This is a genomic window from Psychrobacter sp. APC 3426, from assembly GCF_030408035.1.
Taxonomy (GTDB): Bacteria; Pseudomonadota; Gammaproteobacteria; order Pseudomonadales; family Moraxellaceae; genus Psychrobacter.
Genome location: NZ_JASDCF010000003.1, coordinates 83,630 through 99,011, shown reverse-complemented (window position 1 = coordinate 99,011; position 15,382 = coordinate 83,630). Strand labels below are relative to the sequence as shown.

Below are 15,382 nucleotides of genomic sequence, written 5' to 3'. Positions count from 1 at the left end.
GCTATTGAGAAAAAACCAGCAAAAGATGCTGGTTTTTTTGTGGCTAAAATTCAGTTTTTAAACTTAACGATGGTGTTATGTGGTTTAATTAAGCAATTATTATGGACGATAACTAAATAAAATTTATGTAAGCATGGCGATAGGTGAATGTTGTATATTAGCTACAATATGATGGTCTGTGTTTATCTTAATTTCAATGTCCTAAATATCATTTATAATGCAGCATATGTATGCTGACTACCATCAGCACGTTTTATTCACTAAGTTGGTCACGGCACGTATGTCTTTAGTCTCTTCTTTAAAACACAGTATTTTTGTTCGTATCTATGCTGGGCTACTCATAGTCTGTTTATGTGTGGCATTATTTGCTCAGCTATTGATGGATACGATTAACAAAGAACGTGTACAGTCTTATCGTGAAAACATGGCAACCGGTGCCTTTCATTTGGTGAGTGAAGGTATTGCTCATCAAAACAATGCCGAGCAGCGTGAGTATTGGCTGTCTGATGCCAGTAGTCTATTTGGTTCAACGTTTAGTATCGTCCCTGTTGATAAGGTGGACTTTACTGCTAGTGAGCTGCGTCGTTTTGAGAACGGTAATACAGTCGTTCGTTATGTCAGCCAGCCAGTATACGCCGATGTTTATTATCGCTTGCCAGACAGTCAACGGGTGCTGACTGCGAGAGTATCGCAGGTGACTGAGCAGCAAGTGCGGGCAATCGCCGTATTCTTGTTAGATGACTTATCTTATCATATGACCCTGTCTGATAAGCGTGCGCGTTTGGCGGAACTAGAAGAAAAGTTCTCTTTTCCTTTAGCATTCCAAGCGCTTAATAAGCTTGATTTGGATTCAGACCAAATGGCACGCTTGCGCCGTGATGAGGTAGTCATCTCATTACAAGATACCAATAGCAGCAAAAGCAATTCAGCAATCAGGGTAGTGGTGCCGTCTGAAATCAATGACATGGCAATCTTGATTGGTCCTATACCTTTATTTAACTGGTTTCCACTTAATTTGATTATCAGTATGATTCTAATCAGTATGTTCCTGATTAGTTTGGGTGTTTATGCGCTGATTTTCCCGCTTGAGCGTAAATTACAGTTGATACAAGTGGGTGTCAATGAAGTGAGTAAAGGCAACTTGGACATTAAGGTTCAGGTGATTGGTCAAGACGAAATTGCTCGTCTGTCAGCGACCTTTAATGCGATGACGTCACATATTAAGCGCTTGATTGAATCGCAGCGTGAGTTGACGCGAGCGGTATCGCATGAGCTTCGTACGCCTGTTGCACGGATAAGGTTTGCTGTGGATATGCTAGCCGACACAGATGATGAAGATTCACGCTTTATGCAGCGTGATTATATCGATGAAGATATTGAGGCGCTAAACGGTTTGATTGATGAAATTCTGACTTATGCCAAGCTCGAAGAGGGGTCGCCTAAGCTGGATTTAGAACCAGTCAATCTCAAAGAGCTACTGGAGCAAATTGAGCGTGAGACCAACGCCTTAGGCAAGCCTATCAAGATAGTAGCGAAATTACCCAATCCTAAAGTGACGGCCATCGCGGATAGACGCTATCTGCATCGCGTGATTCAAAACTTGGCAGGTAATGCACTGCGCTATGCGGAAACCACCATTATCATCAGTGCTGGTGTGAAAAAAGGCAATGCCTTTGTCAGTGTTGAAGACGACGGCCATGGTATTCCAGAGGAGGATCGTGAAAAGGTCTTTATCCCTTTTTCACGCTTAGACGACAGTCGTACTAGGGCATCAGGTGGTTATGGATTGGGTCTATCTATTGTGTCACGTATTGCCTTTTGGTTTAATGGTAGTATGAAAGTAGACGAGAGCCGCGACCTTGGCGGTGCTAGGTTTGTGATGACATGGCCTATCAAACCATTGACACAAGTGCTTGCTGCTGACGAGTTGACACAAGAAAAAAGTGAGCGAGATTTTGGTGATGAATGATTTAGGCCATATCTTTTTGAATCGTACCTTTAAAGTTTGAAGCAGTCAAAAAATTGATTTAGAAATCAGTGTTAATTGAATATCAACCTTTAGAGTGACTGCTTGCCAGTTAGTGTCTCAGTACTGAATGTAATATTATTTTTAAAAGAGGAGGGCAAAGGATGCCGTATTTATTTGGTGGTTTGGTAGTATTGAATGCTGTGACGTTGGGTTATTATTTATTTTTACAGCAACCTTCGACCACTCAGACATTAAAGGCAGCAAAAGAGGATATTAGCCAGCCTTTAACCTTTACCAATAGTGCGAAGTACATTCCCCCTGTTATTGGGACTAGAGAATAGGTTGGTTTTTCATCAAAGCGCTTTTAGGGAATGTCTGCAGTTAGTATTAAGCGCTTTGATTATAATATCTACAATGAAAACAAACCTTAACGGTTGTTATCGGTAACATCACCAGTCATATTGGTCGTTTCTATATCAGCGGCTATATTGGTATCTCCAGCTACCTTAGAAAGTAGCGGTATCCGCACACATACTTGCAAACCACCGTCAGGGTGATTGATGGCTTCAACGGTACCATGATGTAGTCCAGCAATGCGGCTGACGATGGCAAGTCCCAGTCCGCTACCCTGAGTGGTACGTGCTGTCTCCCCACGTTCAAACGGTTGCATAATACGTTCTAACTGGTCTTCTGCGACCCCATCACCGCAATCACGTACACATATCACCAATTGCTCTTGCGCTTCTTTACTAACGACATTTTCGCTGACTACCTCGCTGTCTTCATCCTCAACGGTATCTATAAAGGTCGGCACCACGGTCACTGACAGATAAATAGGCGGCTTACCATAACGCTTCGCATTATTAACGAGATTGATGACAAGGCGTTTAATAGACATGGGGCGTACCGGTACGACTTTGTGGCACTCTGATTGGTAAATAAATTTCATCGGTGCAAACTGCACCATAATTTCATTAAATATAGTATCTAAATTGGTCAGACTCACTGGCTCATCAGAGCCATCCTTCATAAAAGAGATAAACTGCTCCAAAATGGCATCCATATCTTCAATATCGTAAATCAATCCTTCTCGGAAGAAATCGTCTGGCAGCATCTCTGCTGTTAAACGCATACGTGTCAGCGGTGTACGCAGGTCATGTGAGATACCAGCAAGCATGATGGTGCGTTCTTTTTGCGCTTGATTGAGCGTGGTAAATAAGCGGTTGAATGCCATATTTACCTGACGTATCTCTGTAGGCCCTTTTTGCGTTGGTAAAGATGTTGCGTGACCCAGTCGAATGTAATTGGTCGCCGCGCGTTGTAAATAACGTAGCGGACGGTTTAACTGCCGTGCCAACAAAAGAATCGTCAATAGCGATAAAATAGGCAGTCCGATAAGGAAAAGTGCTAACAGTCCTGGACTGTACTGTGAATAATAGACCACTGGTTCGCGAATCCAAAAGCTGTCATCACGACTGTCCTGCACCCAAAGCTGCGGCGTTGGTTTGAATTTGAAATAAACCTCAACCGGTCTACCCAGTTGGGCGCCGATTTCTCGCTGCAACACATCCGTAAATACTCCGACAAAAGCTTTGTCTGCCACCTCGGGAAAATCACTAGGATTGTCTACCACTACGACATGAGAATGCTGATAAATCCATCGACGCACCTCAGGACGACCCTGCCAATCCTCATTGACGCTATTCATCAGCTTTAGCTCACTCGTCAAATACCGTGCATGGTTTTTTAGTTCTGGCAAGTAAAGGCTGCGCCAAAAAAACAAAATCGACAAGCTGACACTAATCAGGACAATAAAGGCGACCATCAAAGTCGTCAGCCAAGTGTTAGAGTAGGAGCGGGCGAGCCAACCTTTGCGACGTGGTTGCGAATTTGGTAGGGTCATATAAGTCCAAAAAGTTAAGTAATGCTTGATAAAGGCTATTCTATTAGAGGCTGTTGAGCCAGATATTTAACCCTTTATGCTCGAGATAAGGTTTACAGATTACACACCTACTAGCCATCATTATAGTGAAGGATACCGCTATCACGCCATACTATAGAGTAGCATAATCAATAACGTTGGCTATTCAAATCAGTAGATGATTTATGCAGCAGGATATTTATAAAGCTTATCGAACACTTAAGGCTGTTATTAGATGGAGCTTAGACTGGCATATATATCCTCTTATTTTAGCAACAATTCAATATAGAGCATTTTATAATTTTGGTAAAAGCTGAGAGGTTGTTGGTAGGATTAATATCAATTATATTTTACTTCGATAAGCATTTAAGCTATTGTTAATAAATAATTAAATAAGCACAGTTTATGTTTTCAATAAATCAAGACTGTGATATAATTATGCCCTTTTTGGTATACCTGCGAAAGAGAGAATTCACATGGTTGTTATTCGTTTAGCACGGGGCGGTGCCAAGAAACGCCCATTTTATCAAGTAGTTGTTGCTGATCAACGCCGCGCGCGTGACGGTCGCTACATTGAAAACATCGGCTTTTTTAACCCACTCGCTAAAGAGTCTGAAGAAGCAGTACGCCTAAACATGGAAGCGTATAATGCGTGGATCGCTAAAGGTGCACAACCTTCAGATCGCGTTGCTTCATTAGCAAAAGCTTACAACAAGTCTGCAGCTCAAACTGACGCAACTGCTTAAGTTTTCGTTGTCCTACTGAAATGCTCATAGTTCGTTTATGGCAGAATCAGCAGACTTTAGAACACATAGCGTAACTGGTTTAACCAGGGTACGCCATTAACTGTTTATCGCTTTTGACTGTATTTATCATTTTTGGTAAATGTATTTTAAAACTGCTGTTTTAATCATTGTTCGTTAATTATTGCTAGGTTAGCCGTTATGTCATCTGTTCCAGACGCTAGTGCCCTAATGAAAATCGGTCAGCTTAAGAAGCCTTATGGTATCAAAGGTTGGCTTTGGGTGTTTAGCGATACGGATGATCGTACGGCGATATTCGACATGCAGCCGTGGTGGATGAAAACTGCCACCGGCATGAAACCTTTGACTGTTAAAGCGTGGCGTGAGCAAGGAACAGGTATCGTGGCTCAATTTGAGCAGGTACCTGATCGCAATGTTGCTGAGACCATGAATGGGGTAACCCTTTGGGTCGAACAAAACGTCTTGCCTGAGACAGCTGAGGACGAATATTATTGGTCGGATTTGGTCAGCTTGCGCGTGATGAACGAGCAAGATGAGTATCTAGGCACTATCACTGAAATGTTTGAAACCGGCGCCCATGACATCATGCGTGTGACGGCAAATTCAGACAGTTTGGATAATGAAGAGCGCCTGATTCCATGGCACAAGCAAACGGTTCTTGAGGTCGATATGACTGAAAAAACGGTACTTGTGGCTTGGCCGAGTGATTATTAATAAGAAATTATTAAGACATGCTTTAGTGATATAAGTTTTGGCTTTATTGCTAAGCCTTGTTAATAGTCACACCGATTTATTTAACCTTTATTAGCCACTGCGCTAAGTAGACATCAGATGTATTTTGCCGTCATTAGTATTTTCCCTGAGATGTTTGCTACGATTCGTGATTTTGGTATTACGGGACGGGCAGTCACTCAAGAGCAAGTGACGATTGAATGCATTAATCCACGTGATTATACCACTGATAACTATCGCCGTATTGATGAACGCCCGTATGGTGGCGGACCTGGAATGGTGATGATGGCTGAGCCATTATCGAAGGCTATTGAGGATGCACGCCTGCGAGCCAGTCAACATGGCTGCCGTGTCGATAGTGAGCACTGTCCGGTGATTTATATGTCACCACAGGGGCAGACGCTCAGCGAAAGTAGTGTGGTCAGTATGACTGAGTACGATGGCATGATTTTATTATGTGGTCGTTATGAAGGTATTGATGAGCGCTTACTGTCGCAGTATGTCGATATGGAAGTATCACTTGGTGATTATGTGTTGACTGGTGGTGAGCTACCAGCGATGGTGCTCATGGATAGTGTGATACGTCGTTTGCCAGATATTATGGGTGATGACAAGTCCGCTGAGCAAGATTCCTTTGTGGATGGCTTGCTTGATTGTCCACACTATACTAAGCCGCATGAGTTTGCTGGTATGGCAGTCCCTGAGGTATTGCTCTCAGGTCACCATGCCAATATCGCTAAGTGGCGTTTTAGCCAACAAGTTAGTCGCACGCAGTCGCGTCGTCCAGACTTATGGCAAGCGTTTACCCCAACGGTAGAGCAAGCGAAGTGGTTAAAAGCACTGGCAAAAGCAGATAAAAAATAGCTTTTATAGATTTATTTTAATTAATAATTGATAAAAGCTCAGTTTGATAAGCAGTTAAGAAATAGAATTTTGAGCAATAATAAAACGAGTCATCGCATAGTGGCCGTTGGTTATAACCCATTTACGTTGTGTCTCACTATAAAGAGATACGATTAATTATTACAAACAGGTAATATGCGTTAAGCCTCTATTATCTAATGTGAGGAGATAACTCTCATGAGCAACAAGCATCCATTGGTTCAGGTCATCGAAAACGCTCAATTGCTTGAGCGCCCAAACTTTGCACCCGGCGATACCGTTGTGGTACAAGTAAAAGTACGTGAAGGTGAGCGTGAGCGTTTACAGGCTTTTGAAGGCGTTGTAATTGCTAAGCGTAACCGCGGTCTAAACTCAGCGTTTACCGTACGTAAAATCTCAAGCGGCGTTGGTGTTGAGCGTGCATTCCAATTGCATTCACCAATCATCGATAGCATTGAAGTGAAACGCCGCGGTGCTGTTCGCCGTGCGAAACTATACTACTTACGTGAGCGCTCTGGTAAATCAGCACGTATCCGCGAAAAGCTTGGTGCTCGTCCAGTTGCTAAGAAAAAAACTGACGCTGGCGTTCCTGATGCAGTTGAAACTGCCCCAGGTATTTAAGCAACAACTTTGCCACTTTCGGTTGACTGTATGATTTACAGTTAACCAAAGACAAGGTGATAGTAGATACAAGCCCTTATTCATAGGTTTATTTATAAATAAGCGGGCCATACCAAAAAAGACGAAACCCCAATCTATGCGAATGCTGGATTGGGGTTTTTGTATGTGGCACTTTTAAAATGATGGATTAACGTCAAAATCATGTGGCGAACTCATTTACTAAAGCAGCTAAGCTGCAACGTATCGAGCTATTAGATATCAAGAAATATCAGACGTGTCGATACGAATACTTTGGTTCTTTGATTTGCTGTATTTGCGCAAGCGTATATAAATAGTTTTGGTGACAGTGGCCACGACCTTTTGCTGCTCATCGACAATATCTACCTCGTACTCTCTGAAAACGGCATCGCCTTCCTTTGCCAGCTCTTGAATAGTGATGATTTCACCACTAGGAATCTTCATCCTTGCCGTGACTTTGGTGCTGCCTGGCGCGACAAAGTTAATATGTGAGCTTTTGTCCCAAACCACATAGCTACTGCCCAATTGATGCATAAGCATGAGCATATAAAATGGATCAACCATTGAGTACAAGCTGCCACCAAATTGAGTGCCTACGATGTTTTTGTTCAGCGCATTCAGACCCATGCTGACCACACATAGACCTTGGTCGAGGCTAATATGCTCAATTTTGATACCGGCACCGACATAAGGTGCGTAGGTGTTGATACGTAGTTTGAGTAAATGCGGTGTCAACAATGGCATGATACTTTGTTTGGCCCGACGTTTTAAGGTTTCAAAATTGGTGGGTAGTAAACTCATAAGAATGTCCTGTTACTGCTTCTAGATTTTTAATTATATTGATGTAAGGTGTGTCCTCATTGTTAAAAGTAGGACACGCCTAGAGTTTTTTGATGGGGTTTCTGTATTGAATAGGATGACTATAAAAGGTATTTATCATAAGTAATAAATGCAACGACTGCTAGGTTTAAAGCGTAACGAGAGTAAATAGAGGTGTAATGGACAAAATTCATGCTAAAAAGTAGAAGGTAGTCGCTAATGGACATAATTCATGTTATTTGAGTGTCTTTGACCCTAAAAAGTCTTTAATAAACCGCAGCTTACGCTGCTCATTTAGACCGTGATGACTGTGTAATTGTCGCTTTAACTCACTGAATAACCCTTCAATAGAATTGGTGGTATTTGGTATGTCTAAGTGCTTATATTCTTGATAAGTGAATAGCCAATCATTATTGATTCGTAAACTACGATAAGCGCTTCTAAGACGCTTATGCGTGTACCACGTTCTACTGTTATCGTCATTGGTACTACGCTCATTAAGATAATCTTCATGAGTCAAATACCAATAATCTAAGTGCTCTATGAAGTCAGCTTTATTAAGCTGTGTTAAGTTTAAAGTGAGCCGTCTAAGCTCAATACTTGCGATATTCTTAGGGCGACGAGTGAGGTAACGAGTCACTATTTGCACCTGATGAAACTGGCACATCTGGCAAGGGGTGCAGGTAAACAGGGCTCTAAGCCCTCGTCTGCCATCGCAGGTGATGCTTTGTATATCAACGCCTAAGGACGCTAGGTGATCAATTCCTTGCTCGTAGGCACTGTTGGTTTCATGACTGACTATCGCGTAGTAAAGAACGGCTCTAGTGGTATTGTCCATAAAAACCATTAAACCAAATTTGCGACCAAAGTAAGTGGTGTCCATGATGATGTTAGCAGTCTTAGGACGTTTTACTTGATACTCAATATCAACTTTATCTAAGCGCCTTTGTATGGTTTTAAGACTACAGTGGTATTTATCAGCCAGTTGTTGGTAGGTCTGTTTACCCTGAGTGTATTCCCTCCATAGGGTTTGATTATTGAGTCTTTTGCCACCTAAAAACTGCCGTTTGCAAGCCAGACATTGGTACTGCTGTTTGCCAAGCTTGCGTCCATTCTTCTTGGTGTGTTTATCACGACAAAAAGGGCAGTTTTTTGATTCATGGCGTTGATTCCTTGCAAATATAGACAGTATATAGCGTTAGACCCTACGCCAGCATGAATAATGTCCATTACACCAAAAAAACGGACTAATATTTAGTCCGTTTTTTGCGCTGTAAACAACATCTATGAGTCCTTGATTTAAGCGCTTGAGGTGATTCGTCAATTATACGATAACAAAGAGAGTGTTAGCATGTCGCAGCATGTAATTATTGAGTAGCAACACCATCAACTACTTTTATTCTAATATACTGTGACCGATTATTAAGATTACCATCTTCCTTCCAATAAGCGGCGCTATGAGTCACTGCCAAATACAAATAGCCGTCGCTCGCCCAAAATATATCTGCTGACTCCATAGTAGGCATCCAATTTTTAAAGCCTGCACTCATAACAGGGATGATCTCTCTGCCTTTAACTTTATAGAGTCCGAGATCGGTATGACCCTCATATGGGTTGGCATAAGCTGAGATGATATAGCGTTTATTTGGTGAGAGATAAGGATAAGCTGAAAACTCTTGAGTTAAGAACCCTTCAACTTGATCAAACATTTGATAGTTTTGACTCTCCCAACGCAGTACTTCAACCAGATGCTGATCTAAGGCATCGATTTGACCGATATAGCGATACGTTTCACCATCATCGTCACTATCGATATCTACTAGATTCACAGAGTCTTTAACCAGTTGAATGGATATGACGCCATCTTGTTTTTTAATCGCGTTTTTATGTGATAGATAATCGACAGCCAGCGGTCGTTTTTTTTCAAACAATGCTTTATCTATCAGCTCAATTTTCAGGTAATCATTAAGCGCTTTGCCAGTTTCAAAGGACTCATCTTTTTTGCCTACTGATAAATGCGACACTATATTCAAGTCTTTAGGCATCAGTACTATGCTATCAAGCGATCCAGTCTGGTCTTTTTTGATATAGACCTTCTCCCACCGGACCACCTCTATTTGCATCCTATCTTGGCCGTCATAGTCTTCATCGTACTGTCTAAAAATACTGTCGCGAATCCCATACCACTGTTGATTGTCTTCGATGACATCAAGCTTTGTGCCAATACGATAGTCTTTAATCTTTTTTGCAGCACCACTCGGCAACTGGCGCGCAATTGCACCGTCTTTGGCGGTCACGTAGACCTGCTTTAATACAGGAGTGTTGTCGTAGTCAATGACAATACCATCGCGATTGTATTCTGCCAATTGTGCTGCAGACATAGGCTTACGCATATCAATAGTGACGCTTTGACTGGCTATCGCAGGATGGTAGCTACCGAGGCTTAGTAGTAGCGCTGTTAATATTAAAGGGTGTTTGTTTGATATGCAGTTATTGTTCAAACGCTTGATGAGAAAAGGTGTGCACGGTTTCAATACAAGCATAATATTGACCTCTCTTTGATTCGATTCAGAGAATCTTTAAAATGAGTCTTTTGCTTTTTGATTCGTTTATGTTAACCGTTTTTCTATCACTGTTTCGTGTTATTTGCTAATCATCTATCATCGTTTTTTCAAAGACCCACTCACTAAAACCGTTGGATGAAAAAGTGTCGTCCACTTATTCAATGCATAAAGCACATAAGGCAGCAGACAAGTATTAACCAAATCATGGAGGCTTGCCTTTATATCTACCATTCCTAATGCAAAAAACCCTCTAGGTATAATGATATGGCGGTTGTCTAGATATTCACCCAATAGAGCAACGCCCGTTACCACGATTAAAGCCATGAATGATCTGATACTTTGCTTTTTGATAATAGGCAGCAGCACGAGCAGACATAGTAGATAGATACCGACGCCAACATAGATATGCAGAGCATCCTTGGCCAGTCCGGTTATCTCTATGATGTTTATTTTAAAGATTGTGAAGTCCACTGGGATGTTCCAAACTTGAGATGCTCTAGACTAACCGATAATGCTGATGCTGAATAGCACTTTTCAATTCGATAGTTGGCAAAGGTTAGCAAGCGTGCTTTTTATGAAGAATCAAAGGCAGTTTTTTAAATCGGCCTTGGGGTGTGATTTAGCCCTGAGCGAGGGAATAACCAAGCACTGCTTCGTCCGAACGCAAGAGGTTTGCATGTTCGCAAATTCCGTAGCAATATCTTGCTAACGACGATGGCGTTGCGAACTAAGTCTGGGAGTGGTCGCTCGGTTTTAGAGGGAACGCTACCAGACCTATAAGTCCGCACGCCAGCGTCTAGGTAGATACAAGCATCAGGTGGGATTGGCTACACATTCCACTCAACGAAGTTCTTTAATAATTGCAAGCCTGCGGTGTGGCTTTTTTCTGGATGGAACTGGGTGGCAAATAAGTTATCTTGGATAATACTGGCACAAAACGGCTGACCATAGTCACAAACAGCAGCCACTTGCGTGCTATCGGCAGGCGCGCAGTAATAGCTGTGCACAAAGTAAAAGTGCGCGTTGTCGCCTATGCCATTCCACAATGGATGGTCAAAATCCATACCGCTAATGGTATTCCAGCCCATGTGCGGTACTTTAATCGTGGCGCCCTGCTCATCCGTCCACGTCGGGTCAAAGGCTTTTACCGTACCATTCAAGATACCCAAACAATCCGTACCGCCATTCTCAGCAGTTTGTTCAAATAACGCCTGCATTCCAACACAGATGGCCATAACAGGCTTATTAAATATCGCCTGATGCACAACCTCATCAATGCCAGCATCGTGCATACCAATCATGCAATCGCGCATGGCACCGACACCAGGGAAAACGATTTTGTCGGCAGCAGCGACGACTTTTGGGTCATTGGTGATAGAGACTTCTGCGCCTACCGCTGATAGTGCTTTGCCGGCAGAGTGCAAATTACCCATGCCATAATCTAATAATGCAATCTTTGTAGCTCTACTCATCTAGAACGCCTCTTTGGTCGACGGTAGCGTATTCAACGCACGCTCATCATATTCACACGCCATACGCAGCGCACGAGCAAAGGCTTTAAACGTAGATTCGATTTGGTGATGGCTGTTTTTGCCTTTGAGATTGTCTAAATGTACGGTCATCCACGAATGGTTGACGAAGCCGTAGAAAAACTCGCTAAATAAATCGACATCGAAAGTACCCACATGCGAGCGCGTAAAAGGAATGTCCATATGCAAACCAGGACGACCTGAGAGATCAACGACTGCACGAGTCAATGACTCATCGAGTGGCGCGTAAAAATGCCCATAACGACGGATGCCTTTTTTATCGCCTAGCGCTTTATTAAAGGCTTGTCCAAGCGTAATGCCAGTATCTTCAACACTGTGGTGATCATCGATAAAGGTATCGCCGGTGCACTTGATGTCTAAGTCAAACAAACCGTGACGCTTGATTTGATCAAGCATATGATCTAAAAACGGCACACCAGTATCGATAGTGCCTTGACCAGTACCATCAAGATTGACAGTACATTTCACTTGGGTCTCGGCAGTATTGCGCTCAACAGTCGCAGTACGTGCTGGGCGGCCGTGTAGGTTTAAGTTTGAATCAGTTGTCATGGCTACTCTCTATCAATTAAAAGCAAACAATAAAAACAGGCCTAAAAAAAGCCCGACGTATTCCAAATATGAGAACGATGAAATATAAATAACCAAAAAAGCCAGTCACTATTATTAATAGCGATAAAAAAATAATATCCTCATCATAGCAAACCCTAACCACTACTGCCACGACCAAGCAGTAAACCACGCACAAAATCGTGTCATTCTGCTAAAATAGTGAATTCAGTTTTATCAATCATTACTCGTACTGATTCTACAGCGCCATGCTATATCAACTTATAGAAGCCGTCTGTTTATAAAAACCGATTATTTATAGGAACCAACCATGCCTTTAGAAGCGATTGCCATCAATAGCTTGGATGCCCCACTCATCAAAAAACCTGCACGTGAAAATGAGTTATCTGAGCGCCTGCATGCCCTGTATGATAGCGATGATGCGCAGCCTGATGGTCTCGAGGTATTAAACATCGTTGAGCAAGGTTTTAAGCGTGGTCAGTATCTTTATGTCGGTATGTTTAATGATAAGCCTATCGCCGCCGTTGCCTGCTTTGATGATGGGCAAACCAATGCCAAGCGCTTGCAGTATCTAACCGTGCATGCAGAAAATCGCAAACGCGCCATCGATGCTAAGTTTATTAAATTGGTTTATGATGCCGAAGTGAAAAAAGGCGTTCGTGAATTTGTCCCTGCTGATGCAGAGATTCACCGTATCATGAGCGAGTATGAGCTACTGCGTGTTAAAGATTAATCTTAAGGATAAAACCTTCGTTTTGGCTTATATTTGATTATTTATGGCTTTTTATCACCTATTATGCAAAAACTACTTGACAGTAACGCCTATATTTAGTTTAATAGCGCCTCAACGAAGACGGCTCGATAGCTCAGTCGGTAGAGCAACGGATTGAAAATCCGTGTGTCGGCAGTTCGAACCTGCCTCGAGCCACCATTCGTTTAAGAATTCTAAAAAGCCCCGAACATTACTGTTCAGGGCTTTTTTTATGCTTAAAATTATTAATTATGACAAACGTTTTCTTAGTAATAACTCACAACGCTCACGCGAGTCTAAATCATAAATCGTTGCGCGGTAGTCAATACCGTGACGCCCTTCAAAAAATACCACTCGATCGCCCACTGCTAAAAAACAAGAAGTACGCGCATCATAGATAAAACCATCAATCACAAATGCCAAATCACGATCTATCTCACGCACCGTATAGGTCTCACCTTGCGGTATCAAACGCTCAAACCATGCGCTATGGGCAGCATTAGTGCTTAGCACACTTATAAGCAGCAGCGCTGATATCATAAGTGCGTTTTTTAATGACATCATCAAAGTTGAGCCAGCTAGGCTGATTTTATTTATAGTTTTTTTATTCACTGTCATGACCTTTACCTACTCAGACCTGCTCAATAATTGATTCTACTAATGACTCTTCTCATGCTAAACGCTTACTGTCACGGTTGCATAACATTTTTGTGCTGTTTTTTAGACAGCTGCGCTCAGTATACTCGATAGTATTGATAATGCTAAATTTGACAGCTGAATTCTAGAAAGATTGCTACTAGATGATTACTAATAGGGACAAGCTATGAGAGAGTTTGATTACGATTTGGATTATAAAAACTTAGACTTACGTGCGCAGCCTGAGCTGTACCGCGTCGGTCGTGGTGAACAAGGCGTATTATTGGTAGAACCTTATAAGTCCGAAATCCTGCTGCACTGGCGCTTTGCCACGCCTGATATTGCGACAGAAAGCAGCGAGACTATTTATCAGATGTTTTTAGATTATCTGGCTGCCGATGACTTTGTCGGTGCGGATATGGCGCGCAAGTTTATTCAAATGGGTTATACCCGCGCGCGTCGTTACGCCAATCATAAAGGCGGCAAGAAATATAAAGGACCAGTACCTGATGATAAAAAAGGCCAAAGCGGGGCCCATGGTCGTGAAGAATTACCACGGCAAGTGGAAGATCCGATCAAAGCAGAATCTGCCCGTATTTTTAAACAAAAATGGGATATGTGCCGTGAAAATGAAACCTATCTAAAGATGAAAAAGGAACACCGCGAGCGCTATAAAGAAGTTGAATAGCATATATTGAAAGTCAGATATTAAAAACATTAGTAACAGTTAGTTTTAACGGTTTGCTGTGCTATGGTAATACAGAACGAAAACCTAAACTTTAAATCTAATAACTTAAAAAACGAATGCAATACTTCTAGGTAGCGAGGAATAATGGATAAGCAACTTTTGATTTTTGATTTCGATGGCACCTTAATCGATAGTGTGCCAGATTTGGCTGATGCTACTAACGCGATGCTAACCACCCTTGGTAAAGAAACCTACTCTCTCGACACCATACGCAACTGGGTCGGCAATGGCTCAAGGATGCTGGTCGAGCGCGCATTGGTGGGTAAGGTAGAGGTCTTAGAAGGTGAGCTAATGGTCGAGGAAGCCGATCATGCTGAGCAAGTGTTTTTTGATGCCTATAAAAACATTAGTGGCAGCAAAACCGTTGCCTACCCAGATGTAGACAGCGGACTAAAAAAACTCAAAGCAGCGGGCTATACGTTGGCATTAGTGACCAATAAACCCAATCGTTTCGTCCCTAAAATCTTGCAATCCTTTGGCTGGCAAGATTTGTTTGTAGAAGTCTTAGGCGGTGATAGTCTGCCCGTTAAAAAACCAGACCCCGCGCCGCTACTCCATGTCTGTGAGGCGTTAAATGTTACTCCAGACCAAGCGGTCATGATTGGTGATTCAAAAAACGATATATTAGCCGGACAAAATGCCAATATGGACACCCTTGGACTGTCTTATGGTTATAACTATGGGCAAGACATTCGTGAACTGAATCCTACCGAAGCATTTGATGACTTTGCGGCGTTGGTTAAATACCTTTTAAAGGCTTAATATTTTAAAAAATTGGCCTTTTAATAGAACTAGAATAATGAATTGATAAGCAAACAACCCTTTACCCTACGCAATTGC

17 protein-coding genes and 1 tRNA gene are annotated in these 15,382 nt (G+C 42.3%); 10 read left to right on the top strand and 8 right to left on the bottom strand.

The annotated features are described in order from the left end of the window. The first annotated feature begins 280 nt into the window (after positions 1 to 280). Together QL919_RS03725 and QL919_RS03720 are read left to right on the top strand one after the other, a co-directional pair. A complete protein-coding gene (locus tag QL919_RS03725; protein WP_290188293.1) occupies positions 281 to 1,969 on the top strand; it encodes an ATP-binding protein in 1,689 nt (562 codons plus the stop codon). Between the two features lie 161 nt (positions 1,970 to 2,130). After that, positions 2,131 to 2,310, top strand: a complete 180-nt coding sequence (locus QL919_RS03720) for a hypothetical protein (protein ID WP_173240356.1) — start codon at positions 2,131 to 2,133, stop codon at positions 2,308 to 2,310. A gap of 86 nt (positions 2,311 to 2,396) precedes the next feature. Here the strand turns inward: QL919_RS03720 and QL919_RS03715 are convergent, their stop codons facing one another. Continuing rightward, complete coding sequence (locus QL919_RS03715) at positions 2,397 to 3,872, bottom strand: ATP-binding protein (RefSeq protein ID WP_290188247.1); 1,476 nt, start codon at positions 3,870 to 3,872, stop codon at positions 2,397 to 2,399. A gap of 494 nt (positions 3,873 to 4,366) precedes the next feature. Between QL919_RS03715 and rpsP the strand changes: the two genes are divergently transcribed. From rpsP to rplS, 4 genes are all read left to right on the top strand, one after another. After that, entirely contained in the window at positions 4,367 to 4,636 is a 270-nt protein-coding gene (gene rpsP / locus QL919_RS03710; RefSeq protein ID WP_290188246.1) for a 30S ribosomal protein S16, read from the top strand. A 198-nt stretch (positions 4,637 to 4,834) separates the two neighbouring features. After that, a complete protein-coding gene (gene rimM / locus QL919_RS03705) occupies positions 4,835 to 5,368 on the top strand; it encodes a ribosome maturation factor RimM (protein WP_290188245.1) in 534 nt (177 codons plus the stop codon). Positions 5,369 to 5,485: 117 nt separating this feature from the next. Next, positions 5,486 to 6,250, top strand: a complete 765-nt coding sequence (trmD, locus tag QL919_RS03700; protein ID WP_290188244.1) for a tRNA (guanosine(37)-N1)-methyltransferase TrmD — start codon at positions 5,486 to 5,488, stop codon at positions 6,248 to 6,250. 216 nt (positions 6,251 to 6,466) lie between these two features. Beyond that, positions 6,467 to 6,889 (top strand): 50S ribosomal protein L19, encoded by a 423-nt coding sequence (rplS, locus tag QL919_RS03695; protein WP_290188243.1) that lies wholly within the window; start codon positions 6,467 to 6,469, stop codon positions 6,887 to 6,889. Between the two features lie 258 nt (positions 6,890 to 7,147). On the opposite strand, the gene QL919_RS03690 is transcribed toward rplS, so the two are convergent. From QL919_RS03690 to hisB, 6 genes are all read right to left on the bottom strand, one after another. Then, positions 7,148 to 7,708, bottom strand: coding sequence for a DUF4442 domain-containing protein (locus QL919_RS03690; RefSeq protein ID WP_290188242.1), 561 nt, complete (start codon positions 7,706 to 7,708; stop codon positions 7,148 to 7,150). A 253-nt stretch (positions 7,709 to 7,961) separates the two neighbouring features. Then, positions 7,962 to 8,609, bottom strand: a complete 648-nt coding sequence (locus QL919_RS03685; RefSeq protein ID WP_290188241.1) for a hypothetical protein — start codon at positions 8,607 to 8,609, stop codon at positions 7,962 to 7,964. Positions 8,610 to 9,093: 484 nt separating this feature from the next. Then, the gene (locus tag QL919_RS03680) at positions 9,094 to 10,269 is read right to left on the bottom strand and encodes a hypothetical protein (RefSeq protein WP_290188240.1); all 1,176 of its coding nucleotides are present in this window, start codon (positions 10,267 to 10,269) and stop codon (positions 9,094 to 9,096) included. A gap of 117 nt (positions 10,270 to 10,386) precedes the next feature. Next, positions 10,387 to 10,761, bottom strand: coding sequence for a hypothetical protein (locus tag QL919_RS03675; RefSeq protein ID WP_290188239.1), 375 nt, complete (start codon positions 10,759 to 10,761; stop codon positions 10,387 to 10,389). Positions 10,762 to 11,117: 356 nt separating this feature from the next. Further along, entirely contained in the window at positions 11,118 to 11,762 is a 645-nt protein-coding gene (gene hisH / locus QL919_RS03670; RefSeq protein WP_290188238.1) for an imidazole glycerol phosphate synthase subunit HisH, read from the bottom strand. Further along, a complete protein-coding gene (gene hisB, locus QL919_RS03665; protein ID WP_290188237.1) occupies positions 11,763 to 12,389 on the bottom strand; it encodes an imidazoleglycerol-phosphate dehydratase HisB in 627 nt (208 codons plus the stop codon). A 328-nt stretch (positions 12,390 to 12,717) separates the two neighbouring features. Here hisB and QL919_RS03660 point away from each other — a divergent pair, with 328 nt between their 5' ends. Both QL919_RS03660 and QL919_RS03655 read left to right on the top strand, forming a co-directional pair. Next, positions 12,718 to 13,140, top strand: coding sequence for a hypothetical protein (locus tag QL919_RS03660; protein ID WP_290188236.1), 423 nt, complete (start codon positions 12,718 to 12,720; stop codon positions 13,138 to 13,140). A 122-nt stretch (positions 13,141 to 13,262) separates the two neighbouring features. Further along, positions 13,263 to 13,338: transfer RNA gene (locus QL919_RS03655), tRNA-Phe, on the top strand. Between the two features lie 69 nt (positions 13,339 to 13,407). On the opposite strand, the gene QL919_RS03650 is transcribed toward QL919_RS03655, so the two are convergent. Then, positions 13,408 to 13,776: a hypothetical protein gene (locus tag QL919_RS03650; protein ID WP_290188235.1), complete on the bottom strand. Its 369-nt coding sequence runs from the start codon at positions 13,774 to 13,776 to the stop codon at positions 13,408 to 13,410. A gap of 205 nt (positions 13,777 to 13,981) precedes the next feature. Here QL919_RS03650 and QL919_RS03645 point away from each other — a divergent pair, with 205 nt between their 5' ends. Both QL919_RS03645 and QL919_RS03640 read left to right on the top strand, forming a co-directional pair. Beyond that, the gene (locus QL919_RS03645) at positions 13,982 to 14,482 is read left to right on the top strand and encodes a DUF4385 domain-containing protein (RefSeq protein ID WP_290188234.1); all 501 of its coding nucleotides are present in this window, start codon (positions 13,982 to 13,984) and stop codon (positions 14,480 to 14,482) included. Positions 14,483 to 14,626: 144 nt separating this feature from the next. Next, a complete protein-coding gene (locus QL919_RS03640; RefSeq protein ID WP_290188233.1) occupies positions 14,627 to 15,304 on the top strand; it encodes a phosphoglycolate phosphatase in 678 nt (225 codons plus the stop codon). Positions 15,305 to 15,382 lie beyond the last annotated feature (78 nt).